Annotated in this window: 12 protein-coding genes; 9 read left to right on the forward strand and 3 right to left on the reverse strand. The window is 56.5% G+C overall.

Annotated features, from left to right (window positions below):
* The 3 genes from VEG30_03955 to VEG30_03965 form a co-directional block, all read left to right on the forward strand.
* The coding region (locus VEG30_03955) for an efflux RND transporter permease subunit (GenBank protein ID HXZ79059.1) at positions 1 to 2,566 on the forward strand (2,566 nt) is incomplete at its 5' end.
* A gap of 78 nt (positions 2,567 to 2,644) precedes the next feature.
* Entirely contained in the window at positions 2,645 to 4,039 is a 1,395-nt protein-coding gene (locus VEG30_03960; protein ID HXZ79060.1) for an efflux transporter outer membrane subunit, read from the forward strand.
* Between the two features lie 176 nt (positions 4,040 to 4,215).
* Positions 4,216 to 4,614 carry a DUF3224 domain-containing protein gene (locus VEG30_03965; GenBank protein ID HXZ79061.1) on the forward strand — a complete coding sequence of 133 codons (399 nt, stop codon included), beginning with the start codon at positions 4,216 to 4,218 and terminating at the stop codon, positions 4,612 to 4,614.
* A 73-nt stretch (positions 4,615 to 4,687) separates the two neighbouring features.
* Here VEG30_03965 and VEG30_03970 read toward each other — a convergent pair whose 3' ends face one another.
* Positions 4,688 to 5,197 (reverse strand): hypothetical protein, encoded by a 510-nt coding sequence (locus VEG30_03970; protein ID HXZ79062.1) that lies wholly within the window; start codon positions 5,195 to 5,197, stop codon positions 4,688 to 4,690.
* Between the two features lie 151 nt (positions 5,198 to 5,348).
* Here VEG30_03970 and VEG30_03975 point away from each other — a divergent pair, with 151 nt between their 5' ends.
* From VEG30_03975 to VEG30_04000, 6 genes are all read left to right on the forward strand, one after another.
* Positions 5,349 to 7,094 carry a mechanosensitive ion channel family protein gene (locus VEG30_03975; protein HXZ79063.1) on the forward strand — a complete coding sequence of 582 codons (1,746 nt, stop codon included), beginning with the start codon at positions 5,349 to 5,351 and terminating at the stop codon, positions 7,092 to 7,094.
* Between the two features lie 206 nt (positions 7,095 to 7,300).
* Positions 7,301 to 8,122, forward strand: a complete 822-nt coding sequence (gene ppk2 / locus VEG30_03980; protein ID HXZ79064.1) for a polyphosphate kinase 2 — start codon at positions 7,301 to 7,303, stop codon at positions 8,120 to 8,122.
* A 118-nt stretch (positions 8,123 to 8,240) separates the two neighbouring features.
* Positions 8,241 to 9,968 carry a SulP family inorganic anion transporter gene (locus VEG30_03985; protein ID HXZ79065.1) on the forward strand — a complete coding sequence of 576 codons (1,728 nt, stop codon included), beginning with the start codon at positions 8,241 to 8,243 and terminating at the stop codon, positions 9,966 to 9,968.
* A complete protein-coding gene (locus tag VEG30_03990) occupies positions 9,961 to 10,623 on the forward strand; it encodes a VIT1/CCC1 transporter family protein (protein ID HXZ79066.1) in 663 nt (220 codons plus the stop codon). The genes VEG30_03985 and VEG30_03990 overlap by 8 nt, the downstream gene beginning before the upstream one ends.
* A 241-nt stretch (positions 10,624 to 10,864) precedes the next feature.
* Positions 10,865 to 11,266 carry a hypothetical protein gene (locus tag VEG30_03995; GenBank protein HXZ79067.1) on the forward strand — a complete coding sequence of 134 codons (402 nt, stop codon included), beginning with the start codon at positions 10,865 to 10,867 and terminating at the stop codon, positions 11,264 to 11,266.
* 152 nt (positions 11,267 to 11,418) lie between these two features.
* Positions 11,419 to 11,979: a DUF4136 domain-containing protein gene (locus tag VEG30_04000; GenBank protein ID HXZ79068.1), complete on the forward strand. Its 561-nt coding sequence runs from the start codon at positions 11,419 to 11,421 to the stop codon at positions 11,977 to 11,979.
* 139 nt (positions 11,980 to 12,118) lie between these two features.
* Here the strand turns inward: VEG30_04000 and VEG30_04005 are convergent, their stop codons facing one another.
* Positions 12,119 to 12,793 (reverse strand): hypothetical protein, encoded by a 675-nt coding sequence (locus VEG30_04005; protein HXZ79069.1) that lies wholly within the window; start codon positions 12,791 to 12,793, stop codon positions 12,119 to 12,121.
* A 188-nt stretch (positions 12,794 to 12,981) separates the two neighbouring features.
* Entirely contained in the window at positions 12,982 to 13,629 is a 648-nt protein-coding gene (locus VEG30_04010) for a response regulator transcription factor (protein ID HXZ79070.1), read from the reverse strand.
* Between the last annotated feature and the right edge of the window lie 131 nt (positions 13,630 to 13,760).

Consider the following 13,760-nt stretch of genomic DNA (forward strand, 5'->3'; position numbering starts at 1 on the left):
GGCCCAAAACAAGGTAAATCCCGCCGGCCAGATCGGCGGTGAGCCGGTCCCCCAGGGTCAGCAGTTTACGTACAACGTGCGCGCCCCAGGACGCTTGCCCACAGCTGAGGATTTCAACGAGATTGTCGTCCGCGCCCAGCCCGACGGCTCCGTATTGCGCCTCAAAGACGTGGCGCGCGTGGACTTGGGATCGCAATACTATTCCTACCTCGCCCGCCTGGGAACCGCGGGACAGAATAAGCCCGCCCAGCCTGCGGCTCTGATCGCTCTTTATCTCACCCCCGGCAGCAACGCCCTGCAGACACGAGATAACGTCCTCAAAATGATGGATGAGGCGAAGAGCCGGTTCCCACAAGGACTGGAGTACATCGTAGCGCTCGATACCACCCTCGCCGTCAGGGCGGGCATAGACGAAATCTACAAAACTCTCCTGGAAGCGTTGGTCCTGGTCATCCTCGTCGTCTACATCTTTCTCCAGGGGTGGAGAGCAACGCTGATTCCGCTGCTCGCTGTTCCGGTCTCGTTGATCGGAACCTTTGTCGTTTTTCCGATGCTTGGCTTCTCCATCAACACCCTGTCGCTTTTTGGACTCGTGCTCGCCATTGGACTGGTCGTCGACGATGCCATCGTAGTGGTAGAGGCTGTGGAGCATCACATCGAACACGGACTCTCACCGCACGACGCGACCGTAAAGGCGATGGAGGAGGTTTCCGGACCGGTCATAGCCATCGCCCTCATTTTGGCCGCCGTGTTTGTACCCACGGCTTTCGTTCCCGGTATCACCGGCCAGCTCTATAAGCAATTCGCTGTGACCATCGCAATTTCGGTGCTTTTTTCCGCATTCAACGCTCTTACGCTGAGTCCGGCGCTCTCGGCCTTGCTGCTGAAGCCGAGAAAACCTGCGCGGGGACCTTTGGGAGCATTTTTCCGCTGGTTCAACCGTGTATTCGGGCGCGCCACGGACGGTTATGTGAGCTGGTGCGGGCACCTGATCCACAAAGCCGGCTTTGCCTTCTTGTTGCTCGGTCTCCTGACCCTGGGCGCGGGATTTTTCGGCAAGAGAATCCCCGGAAGCTTTCTGCCCGATGAAGACCAGGGATACCTTTATGCCGGCCTCCAGTTGCCTGAAGCTTCTTCCCTGCAACGCTCTTCCGAAGCTGCCCGCGAAGTCGAGAAAGTGCTGATGGCGACCCCGGGCGTTGAGTATGTCAGCTCCGTTATGGGATACAGCTTGTTGAGCGGTGTCAACGCTACATACAGCTCATTTTTTTTCGTTTCCTTGAAGCCATGGGAGGAACGCAAGACCCCCGAGACCAGCTACGCAGGCATTAAGGCTCATCTGCAGCGAGAGCTCTCCAAGCTTCCCGGGGGAATTGCTTTCTCGTTCCCGCCGCCTGCTATCCCGGGCGTGGGAACCTCGGGCGGCGCAACCTTCATCTTGGAAGACCGTTCTGGACAGGGCATCGATTTCCTAGCCAAGAATGCTCAGCTATTTGTGTCCGAAGCGCGCAAACGCCCCGAACTGGCGGGTGTCATGACTACTGCCCTGTTCGGTGTTCCCCAGGTTGGAGTCAAGGTGGATAACGCCAAGGCTATGACTCAGCAGATCCCGCTCAACAACCTGTACGAAACCGTGCAGACCTTTATGGGCGGATCACTGATCAACTTCTTCAATCGCTTCGGCCTGCAATGGCAGGTTTATGTCCAGGCCGATGGTGATTTCCGCACCAGGGCGGAAAATCTCGGCAAGTTCTATGTTCGGAACAATTCTGGGGAAATGGTGCCGCTGAGTACGTTAACGAGTACTTATCCCCGCAGCGGCGCAGAGTTCGTTATGCGCTACAACCTGTTCAACTGCGTGCAGATTAATGCTTCGGCCGCACCCGGCTATAGTTCCGGGCAGGCCATGGCGGCGCTGGAGGACGTTTTCCATAAGTCAATGCCCGGCCAGATGGGCTTCGATTACATGGGCATGTCGTACCAGGAGCAAAAGGCCGCGCAGGGAATATCGCCCGGTGTGATTTTTGGTCTGGCATTCTTCGTCGTCTTCCTGATCATGGCTGCGCAATATGAGAGCTGGACGCTTCCCTTCAGCGTATTGCTGGGCGTTCCTATTGCCGTCTTCGGCGCCTTTATGACGCTTTACTTCCGGCGCCTCGACAACGATGTGTACGCGCAGATCGGTCTGGTCATGTTGATCGGACTGTCCGCCAAAAATGCCATTCTGATCGTGGAATTCGCCAAGCTCGAATACGACAAGGGCAAGCCCTTGACGGAGGCGGCTCTGACTGGCGCCAGGCTGAGGCTGCGCCCAATCCTGATGACTGCATTTGCTTTCATTCTGGGCTGCGTGCCGCTGTGGACGGCGTCTGGTGCTGGCGCTGTTTCCCGCCAGGTTCTGGGAACGACAGTAATCGGCGGCATGCTCGCGGCTTCGATAATCGCAATATTCTTCATCCCCGTCTCTTTTGATGTCGTTGAACGCTTCGGCCACTGGATTGGAGGCAAGAAGAAAGAACCGCATCCAGTTGCAGTGGTTCCAGAAGCAGCAGCGGGCGATGACTAGGACACTTCTCATGCGGCTGGCACTGCAGTGGACTTCAACCCGCAAAACGTACTTTCTGACTCGACGGGAGGGACCGGCATGATCACCAGGCTCTCGCTCCTCGCGATTGTGCTTCTATTCTTGACAGGATGCACTGTGGGTCCGAACTACAAGCGTCCTCCGGTCACTGTCCCTGATAATTACCGCGGGCTTGCCCCAGATGCTGGCCCGCAGACCGCTGCCTCGCTCGGCGAAGAAAAATGGTGGACGGTTTTCCAGGACGCACAATTGCAGGCCCTGATCCGGGAAGCTCTGGTTAACAACTACGACGTTCGCATCGCCGCTGCCCGTGTTCTGCAGGCTCAGGCCGTCCTCGGCATCACGCGCGCAGATCAATACCCAACGATCTCAGGGGGAGCAAGCGCCTCCAATGTTCGCCTTCCTCAGAGCAAGCAATTCCCCGCTATCGAGACCAGCGCGAACCAGGTCAACCTGTCACTATTTTGGGAACTGGACTTCTGGGGCAAGTACCGCAGGGCTACAGAATCAGCGCGAGCCAGTTTGTTGGCGACCGAGTGGGGCCAGAAGGCCGTGATCTCAACGCTCGTCAGCAATGTGGCCACCGCATATTTCCAGTTACTTGAGCTCGACTTGGAAATGGAGATCTCGCGGCGCACGCTCGCCTCGCGTCAGGAGTCGCTACGCCTGGTTCAGATACGTCAAAAGGGAGGTACGACCGCACTGATCGACGTCCGCCAGTCCGAGCAATTGGTTTATACAGCCGCGGCCTCTATACCTGACCTGGAACGTCGCATTGAACAGCAGGAGAATTTCATCAGCATTTTGCTGGGCAAGAATCCAGCTCCCGTAACTCGCGGAAAACCCTTGGTTGAGAATGTTATTCTGCCAATAGTTCCCGCCGGCCTGCCATCTTCTCTATTGGAGAGGCGGCCTGATATCCAATCCGCAGAGCAGCAACTGGCCGCCGCCAATGCACAGATCGGTGTTGCCAAAGCGCAATTTTTCCCACAGATCACCTTAACTGCTACAGCCGGATATCAGAGTTCAGCCTTAACAAGTCTGTTCACGGGCCCTGCCGGGCTTTGGAATTTCGGGGGACAGTTAGCTCAGCCCATTTTCACCGGTGGTAGGCTCCGTTCCAACCTAAGATTGAGTGAAGCACAGCAGCAGCAAGCCGTCCTCTTTTACCAGCAATCTATCCAGTCCGCTTTTCGCGAGGTTTCGGACTCGCTGGTGGCGTACCGCAAGAATCAGGAATTCCGTCAACAGCAGTCTCTGGTAACCGCCGCGGCGGAAGATGCGACGCGACTCGCCAACGTCCGTTACCGCGGCGGCGTCACCAGCTACCTTGAGGTTTTGGACCAGGATACGCGCTATTTCGATGCTCAAATCGCCCTGGCGCAGGCAGATTTCAACGAACGGCTGGCCTTGGTCCAACTCTACAATGCCCTGGGTGGCGGCTGGCAGCAGTAGGCTGGAACTGTTGGTCAATTGCTTTCGGTTTTCGATGTACCCGATGCGAGAACGTGACCGGGTTGGGCCCGCTCAGGTATCCTGTTCAACCGATGTTACATCTTGTGTTCGCAGCCCTTGCTCTCGCCGCGCTCTGCGCTGCGCAAACGACACCTTCCAAGCCAAAGGAGTCAGCCGTGGCTCACCGCGCCACCGGGACCTTTGAGGTCAAGATCGCGCCGCTCGAACCGTACTACAAAGATGACAAAACGCTCACGCGCTTCTCGCTCGACAAGCAATTCCACGGCGACCTTGAGGCCACCAGCAAGGGAGAGATGCTCAGCGCCGGGAATCCGGCCGCGTCGGCGGGAGCCGTGGCCATGGAGAAGGTCAACGGCAGGTTGAACGGCCGCAGCGGCAGCTTCGTCCTTCAGCACAACGGCACGATGGAAGATGGAACTCCGACTGGCTGGACTATCGTGGTGACACCCGGCTCGGGCGCGGGCGAGCTGGCTGGCATCAAAGGCAAGATGCAGATCATCATTGAAGGTGGCAAGCACTCCTACGTCTTCGACTACACATTGCCGGAAAAGTAGCTTGCGATGCCTGTCGCCGCGCCACTTCCTTCCCGGTTCCTGTGACGCGCCCTGGAGAGTGCAGAATCGACCCTTACTGCACCAGCGAGACAGCCTGACTAACGTTAAGCACCACCACCGCGTCCAGTCGCCGGTCTACCTGGAAGAATCGCGCTACTTTTTTCCCGGGCAACACTGTCGCGAAGCGTTGTGCATACCGCTGCTTGACGGCTAGCTTCTGCTGTTCGATGTTCAGACTTTCATCGGTCATTCGCAGCGCGTCGGAATCGCGCAGGTCGCTGTAGTTATCTGCGAATTCGGTTATCAGCGTCACAGTGCGGTCACTTATCTTGCTCAATTCGCTGGCGTACTCGTCGTAAATAGGCCAAAACCCTTGCGCCTCGTCATCGGTCAGCTTCATGGCTTTTTCCACCATCGCCTTTCGGTCCGTGCGCACCTGGTCGCGCGTGACTTCGATAGCATCACGATTTCGGCTGGTTAAGTCTCCGGGGGGATTCACTTGTAGATTCTGGGCGCGTCCCAGGGGAGTAAAGCATAACGCGAGCACCATCAAGCAAATGATGTTGGTTAGTCCTGATTTCATACCTCTTCTCCAGAATCCTCGATTAGTAATAACAGACACTAACCATCAACCGGTCTCTCCGGGTCTGGCAGTTCTGACAGTTGTTCGTGGCATTGACGTATCTTAATTTGTCCAAAGGCACCCGTGTGCTCGCCCTCTAGCATCACGCGCAATGAAAAAGCGGATCTTGAGCCTTTGCTTCACGCTGATTACTTGCCTGCTGCTGCAAGCCGTCCACACCTTGCCTATGGTGGCGCAGCAACCCTCTCCGCAGCCAACAGCCCCGAATCAGTCCGCAGGCAGCAGGCAAGAATCCGTGAAGGAGGAGATCGAACAGCCCGGCCAGGTCGAGGTCGAAGGACGTGCCATTCTGACCATATACGAGCCCATTGGCACGCTGACACCCGAGGAGCGCGCGGCTGCTATTGCAAGGCGCATCATCTTTCTGGCCGGAGGTAGCGCCTCTCCAGATTCCATCCGCTTGCAGCCACGGGATGCCTGGACCGAGATCATCCTCGACAACATGGTGATCATGGCAGTTACCGATGCCGACGCCAAGGCCGCCGGCAAGAAACGGGAGCAACTCGCCTTCGAGGACGAGGAGGCCATCCGCCAGGCCATCCTGAATTATCGTCGCGAGCATAGCTGGCGCTTGCTCATGAGGGGGATCCTCTATGCTGCCATCGCTAGCGTCATCTTATTTCTCTTGCTCTGGCTTCTCCGGCGCATACGGTTCGCTCTGCGCGACCGCGTACAACGCCGAATTCAGGCCAGCGCGCAAGTCGAGAAGAAGTCTGCCTGGCATGTTTCCATCGCATATCTCGGTCCGATGGCCCTAGCCCTGGGAGCTTTTGTTCGCTGGGTTCTGATCCTTGGCTTCATTGAAATCTATTTAACGGTGACCCTCGGCTTCTTCTCTCCCACCCGGGAAATATCACACACCGTGACCGGGTGGCTGCTTTCGCAACTGGGCACGATGGGTCGGGCGGCGGTGGATTATCTCCCCAACCTGCTGGTCATCGCCGTAATCACCCTGATCACCAGCTACGCGATTCGCCTGATCCGGTTGTTTTTCGGTCAGATTCAGAAAGGAGATGTCAAAATTCACGGCTTCTACCCTGACTGGGCAGAACCCACCGACAAGCTGGTTCGATTGCTCGTCCTTGTCCTCGCGCTCATTGTCGCCTTTCCCTACCTGCCCGGCGCAAAAAGTCCTGCCTTTCAGGGCATCTCGATATTTCTCGGCGTGCTCCTCTCATTAGGATCATCCTCCGCGGTGGCTAACGCGATCGCCGGAATCATCCTCACTTATATGCGCTCGTTTCTCGCGGGAGACTGGGTTCAGATCGGCGACACCACTGGCGAAGTGGTCGAAAAGACTCTCCTGGTGACCCGCATTCTTACGCCGAAAGCTGAAATCATCACCATCCCCAACGCCACAGTGATGAGTGGGTCGGTGAAGAACTTCAGCGTGCAGGCAAAGAAAACCGGCGTCATCTTTTACACCACGGTCACCATTGGTTATGACGCTCCCTGGAGGACTGTGCACCAGCTACTCGTAAGCTCCGCGCTTGCCACAAAACATGTCTTGCCCCAACCCGCTCCTTTCGTCCTGCAAGACCGATTGCATGACTTCTACGTCGGCTACGAACTCAATGCCTATACCGATGCTCCCCGCGAGATGCTGAACATATTTTCCGAACTCCACCAGAACATCCAGGACAAATTCAATGAGGCGGGAGTAGAGATCTGTTCGCCGCACTTCTCCTCCATGCGGGATGGCAACACCATTGCCATCCCAGAGCAATACATCCCAGCCGACTACAAGGGGCCGGGATTTCGCCTGAAATTGGTTGAAATCGACGCGAAGAATGGCGCCGCGCTCAACCAGATCCGCAACTCGCAGCAGACTCGCTAGTAGTGACCTCACGTCCTCTCTCCAGCGACTCCCGGCAGACTCGATCCGATCCCGAACATCCGCTATATCACTGTTTCTTTTGACAGTATCCGCTGCCTCCCCGACCGAATATGCTCGCAATATCCAATGAGGACAAGTGTGATCGGCGTTCAGGACTGCAAATTCGGCGCCGACGGTTACCTTTGCTCTGGGAGGAGTGATTGCTCATGGCCAACAATGAGACCAAGAATGAAACCAAGAATGGTGCCGATGGCTTAAGCAATAAGCAGTACATGAAGGAGCTCAGGCGCCTTCAGGCGGAGCTATGCAAACTTCAGGATTGGGTCAAATACAAGGGCCTGCGTGTGATCGTCGTGTTTGAGGGCCGCGATGCCGCCGGCAAGGGCGGCACCATACGCGCCCTCACCGAACGCGTCAGCCCACGGATATTTCGTGCGGTCGCACTACCGGCTCCCTCCGACCGCGAAAAAACTCAGATGTACATGCAGCGCTACATGCACCAGTTTCCCGCAGCCGGCGAGATCGTGATCTTTGACCGCAGTTGGTACAACCGGGCTGGCGTAGAACATGTGATGGGGTTCTGCACCAAGGAACAGCATCGCCGTTTTCTCGATCTTTGCCCGCTGATGGAAAAGACCATCCTCGATGCCGGCATCATTCTCATCAAATATTGGCTAGAAGTGGGGAAAAAGGAACAGCAACGCCGCTTCGAGGCGCGTATCAAGGACCCCCTACGCCAGTGGAAGCTGAGCCCCATGGACCTGGAATCCTTTCGCCGCTGGTATGACTACTCGCGCGCACGCGACATGATGCTGAAAGCCACCGACAGCAAGCACGCTCCCTGGTACATCGTTCGCTCCGACGATAAGAAGAAGGCTCGGCTCAACTGCATCTCACATTTTTTGAGTCTGATCCCCTACAAGAAAGTTCCGCGAGAGAAGGTGAAATTGCCGGCGCGGGAGAACGCAGGCCACTACGACGATCAAGCCTCACTCAAGGGAAGGCGCTTCATTCCTGAGAAATACTGATTTGTATTTGGTAGCGATTCGATTCCTGCTCCGTTTTGGCATACCGGGAAGGATTGCGAAGCCCCACGCGTCACCCGGCGGCGCGACTTGCTGATTCCGAGGAAGGCCGAGCGAACCTATGACCACCGATTCAGGTGAACACACCGGCTGGCGCGAGCACTTCAGCGCAGCTGTTCCCATTGTTCGCTGGCTGCCTCACTACCAGACGAACTGGATCGGTTCCGACTTTATCGCGGGGCTGACGCTCGCCGCCTATGCCATTCCGGTTTCGCTGGCTTACGCCTCTCTCGCCGGTTTGCCATCCCAGGCCGGCTTGTATTGCTATCTCCTTGGAGGCCTCGGTTATGCCGTTTTCGGAACATCGCGACAACTGGCAATCGGGCCAACCTCTGCCATTTCGATTCTAATCGGCTCCGCTCTGGGCACGCTCGCTGCTGGTGATGCGTTGCGCCAAAGTCACCTAGCGATGGCAGTCGCCATTCTCGCGGGATTCATCGGAGTCTTAGCTTGGGCGCTGCGCCTCGGCAATATTGCCAACTTTGTCTCCGAAACTGTCCTCAGCGGCTTCAAAGTCGGAGCTGGCCTGGTTATTGCTTCCACTCAATTGCCGAAGTTGTTCGGGATCAGCACTGGAGGCAACAACTTTTTCACGCGCATTATTGAACTCACGCGGCATTTGAGAGAAACCAACCCGGCTACGCTCACCGTTGGACTGGCGGCGCTTGTGCTTCTCATACTCGGTGATCGCTTGTTGCCGAGCCGCCCGATTGCACTATTCGTGGTCGCACTGTCAATCGCCGCAATGTCCTTCTTCCCCTTGGCCACTTACGGTGTCAACACAGTAGGCGCAATTCCTCAAGGGCTTCCGCACCTGGGTTGGCCGGCGGTGCAGTGGGGGGAGGTAGACGAACTCCTTGGGCTTGCTCTGGCCTGCTTCCTGTTGTCGTACGTCGAAAGTATTTCGGTAGTCCGAACTTTTGGCCTCAAGCATGGATATCCCGTCAGTGCTGACCAGGAGTTGCTCGCTCTCGGTATCGCCAATCTGGCGGCAGGAATGGGCCAGGGTTATCCCCTCGCGGGCGGGATGTCTCAGTCAGCAGTCAACGAGAAAGGTGGCGCGAAGACCCCGCTGGCCTTGGTCTTTGCCTCCGTCAGCATCGCTATCGTTTTGCTGTTTCTGACCGGACTCATGCACAACCTGCCTCAACCCGTTCTTGCCGCCGTCGTGCTTATCGCTGTTGGAGCACTCATCAAGCCCGCTGAACTCCGCCATTTGCAGCGGGTTAGCAAACTGGAGTTCTGGGTAGCAATGGTCGCCACGCTCGGAGTCCTTTTCTTTGGCATTCTCAAAGGCGTACTGCTGGCCGCCATCTTTTCCCTGATCATGCTTTTGAAACGCGCCTCCCATCCGAGGGTTGCCACGTTGGGACGCATACCTGGCACAGATCGCTTCGTCGATTCCTCCCGCTATCCGGAGAGCGAAATGATTCCCGGCGTCTTGATCCTGCGCGTGGAATCGGGGCTGTTCTACTTCAACTCTGAGAATGTGAAGAAACAGGTGCTAGCGAGCATGCGCAACCGCGAGGTGGTCAAGCTTGTCGTAATAGACCTCTCGACTTCAGCAAATATCGACCTGGCTGGGGTACGCATGCTGTCTGAATTGCACGCCGAACTGGAACAAGCCGGAGCCACGCTGGAACTCGCTGAAGTGCACGGAGTTGTTCGTGATCTGTCGCAAGCCGAGGGGCTGCACCACCGCATTCGGGGTATTGACCAGAGACTAGGCGTACCCGCACTGATTCAGCGTTGGGGGCAAGAACCGAATCGGGTGAGCACCTGTGCCTGAAGACTGCGGCACATCGAGCAAGCGCATCCTCAACCCCATGGAGCGGGTCGCGGAAATCCTCTTCGGGCTGATCATGGTCCTGACCATTACCTGTTCGTTCAGTATTGGGGAAGCGGGCCAGGGCGACGTTCGCAACATGCTCATCGGGGCCCTGGGCTGCAATCTGGCGTGGGGCTTTATCGACGCGGTCATGTATTGGATGGCCTGCTTCAGTACTCGCGGACAGGGCATACTTGCACTTCGAGCAGTCCGCAGTGCTGCCGGACCCGAGGAAGCACATCACATCATTGCCGGCGCGATGCCACCTTTGCTGGCGTCGGTTGTCTCTCCGGCGCAATTCGAGTCGATGCGACAAAAATTGACGCAATTGACCGAACCGCCGGAGCGTCCTCGGCTAACCAAACAAGATTGGTTGGGCGGTGTGGGGGTATTCCTGCTCGTTCTCTTAGCCACCCTGCCGGTGGTGCTTCCCTTTGCTGTGGTCAGGGAAGGCCGGCGAGCCCTGCGCATCTCCAACGCAATTGCGATTGTGATGCTTTTTCTGAGTGGCTATGTATTCGGCCGGTACGCCGGACATAGTCCATGGAGAATGGGGCTGTTGATGGTGATTGTAGGCAGCGCAATGGTCGGGATCACCATTGCGCTAGGAGGCTAGGGTTACGCGGCGCCGGATCCTCCTCGTTATCGTTCTCATCGTCGGGCCGATCCTGGCCCAAACGCCGAACGCTCCCGCGCCCTCTTCCGACACTGCAAGTCACCAGTGGTCGTTTTCGCTCGCAACCACTGGATACATTATTCCGGACGACCAGTCCTACGCCTCCCCCACTTTCAGTGCCGATCACAAATGGCTGCACCTGGAAGCTCGCTACAACTACGAGGATCTGGAGACCGCGTCGTTGTGGGCCGGTTACAACTTCAGCGTAGGTGATCGGCTCGTTCTGGACGCCACGCCCATGCTTGGTGCCGTTTTCGGAAGCACGAATGGAATCGCTCCTGGCTTCAATCTTGCGATCACCTACAAACGGATTGAGCTCTTCAGCCAGGGCGAATACGTAATTGTCCCCTCAGATACCACCCGGAATTTTTTCTACAGTTGGAATGAATTGAGCTATTCGCTGACGGACTGGCTCCGGGCCGGTCTGGCTTCCCAGCGGACCCGGGTCTATCAGACCCCGCTCGATGTCCAGCGCGGCGTACTGGTCGGCTGCCATTACAAGAAAATGGATTTCACGACCTACATATTTAATGCCGGCTGGACCGACCCGACTGTGGTTCTCTCGCTGGGCATCAAATTTTGAGTTCCGCCGCCACTGTCAACAGTAACAGTTCGCAATCTCACGCTGTGGGCGTAACGTAGGTGTGTTTTCCCTAAGACCAGGCACGTTTGCGTGGATCTGGCTTAGGCGTAGTACAAAAATCGTGCGTCGATACCGCACCCGGAGATACACCTATGAAGCGACTTTCCCTCATCTCAATCGCGCTGCTCTTTTTCCTGGCGAGTAGCGCAGTCGGCCAGGATGTTCGCTACAACTACGATAAGAATGCCGATTTCTCCAAGTTCAAAACCTACAAATGGGTGACCCTAAAAGACGCAAACAAGGTCAACGATCTGGTCGATCAACAGATCAAGTCGACCATAGACGCGGAGCTGGCCAAGAAAGGCCTGTCAAAAACCGATTCGGACAGTGCAGATCTTTACGTTGGTTACCAGGCCGGCGTGGGCCAGGAGAAGCAGTTCACCTCCTACAATACCGATTGGGGATACGGTCCTGGCTGGTATCGCGGAGGATGGTACGGCGGTGGAGGCGGGATGACCACCGGTCAGACTTCCACTATCTATATTGGCCAGCTGGCCGTGGACATGTATGACTCAAAGGGTCATGACTTAGCGTGGCGAGGTATCGCCAGCAAAACCATCGATACTAAAGCCAAGCCAGACAAACAGCAGAAAAACCTGACCAAGGCGGTAGCGAAGCTGCTAAAGAACTTCCCCCCGCCTGTGAAGAAATAAACTGACTGTTGGTTTGGCGAGGGCATACACGAAATCGGAATTGATTGGGGTTGTGCCAGCGGGATCATCCCGCTGGCGCTGCCGCGTAAGGAACTAAAGCGCGTCTGTGGGATAAACGCCCGCTCAGTCGGATTCTCTGTCAGTTCTGCCGATCGGTGTCCCGATCCGCGATGAGCTTCTTGAGTTCCTGCTTCTGCTGTTTTCGCATGGCTTCGAGCTTCTCGACCTGGGCAGGGGTGAGAAGAGGCTTTAACTTAGCGTCGGAAGAGCGCACGATTTTCTCGTATGCGGCAAGTTTCTCTTTCTGGGAGAGCACAGGATTTCCCCAATACTGCCCGGCCTCACCGACTTCCTGCTCCAAGATCGGTCTGATCTTCGTCTGCTGGTCTTCGGTCAGGTTCAAGGCCTCGGAAAGATGTTGCATCTTCATGCTGAAGTATTGGCCGGGCGCCTTGGTCCAATCGATTTTGGCTGGTGCAGTTATGGACTCGCGCCGCAGGATGGGGACTTCGGTCTTGCCGGAAAGATCACTGTAAAAAGTTATGGTCTCGGCTCCGACCAAGACTGGCAGATCTCTTCCTGCCACATACGTGACTGTCGTCGTGCCATTGGGCGGTGTATAGAGAACCACATAAAGCGTGTTTCCGACCTTCACCGAGACGTCATACCGGGGAGTGCCGCTGGCTTTGTCTTGCGGTGTGTCTTGGTGGGCAGTCACTGCCATGATGGTGCCTGACTGGTACTTGGTGGAGGAGGTCTGAGCGAAGGCTGACAGAGTCGCGCAGAGCAGTAACAGAACCAGCCGCTTTGTCATCGTGATCCCTCCGGGCGGTGAAAGAGAAAAATGAATTCCCGCAGGCGCAAGTGTTCAACGACTGAGCCTGATAGAAGTCTACAGATGGAATACGCAGGAACACACTGTCAACAGTGACAGGGGCGTGCGGAGGTAAGGGCCACTCTTCCGAGACTATTGGCAATGCAGGTTCGCCCGGCGGCCAAGCCTCAGGCAGCGATTATGTGGTTTCTGACCGCATAGCGCACCAGCTCGGCATTACTCTTGGCGCCAAGTACTTCCATGATCCGATACTTGTGAAAGGCTACGGTCCTGGTGGTCATGTTGAGAATGTCGCCGACTTCCTTCATTACTTTTCCTTCCGCCAGTAACTGCAAGACCTCGCGTTGCCTTTCTGTCAGGCGAGCGTCTTCTTCCACCTTGCGGGTATCCTGCCGGCGCAGGTAATTGATGGTGTCCTTGGGCAGCGTCCGCGACATGTAGGTGTTTCCTCGAAGCACTTCACGGACGGCAGTCAACAATTCCGCACCAGCACAGGTTTTGAGCAAATAGCCGGAACCACCGCGACGGAAGGCTTCGGCGGCGACTTCGGGATCGGGGTTCATGGTTAGGAACACCAGCTTGACCGCCGGCATCTGTTCCTTGATCTGCTGCCCGGCATCCAGACCATTGAGGACGGGCATGGCGATATCGATGACAATAAGGTTGGGTTGCAACTCCGCAGCTCTACGAACCAGGGCACGTCCATTGCTTACGGTGCCGACCACCTCATATTCGGATTCGAGTAGCTTTTTGCACAGCTCAGCAACGAGGTTGTGATCGTCTGCGATAAGAATGCGAGGGCGATTGGCTGGCATATGGTCCCTCCTGGGATTACGCTGGGGCCCCTCGAACCTATGTCGTTGGTAAATGGATTGTTGGTCGCCGCACAGCCGGTTCGGGATGTGCAAAACTGGTTGATAGGAGTTTTCGGCTGATTTAGGGCACC

The sequence above is a fragment of the Terriglobales bacterium genome (genome assembly GCA_035624455.1).
Lineage (GTDB): Bacteria > Acidobacteriota > Terriglobia > Terriglobales > Acidobacteriaceae > DASPRM01.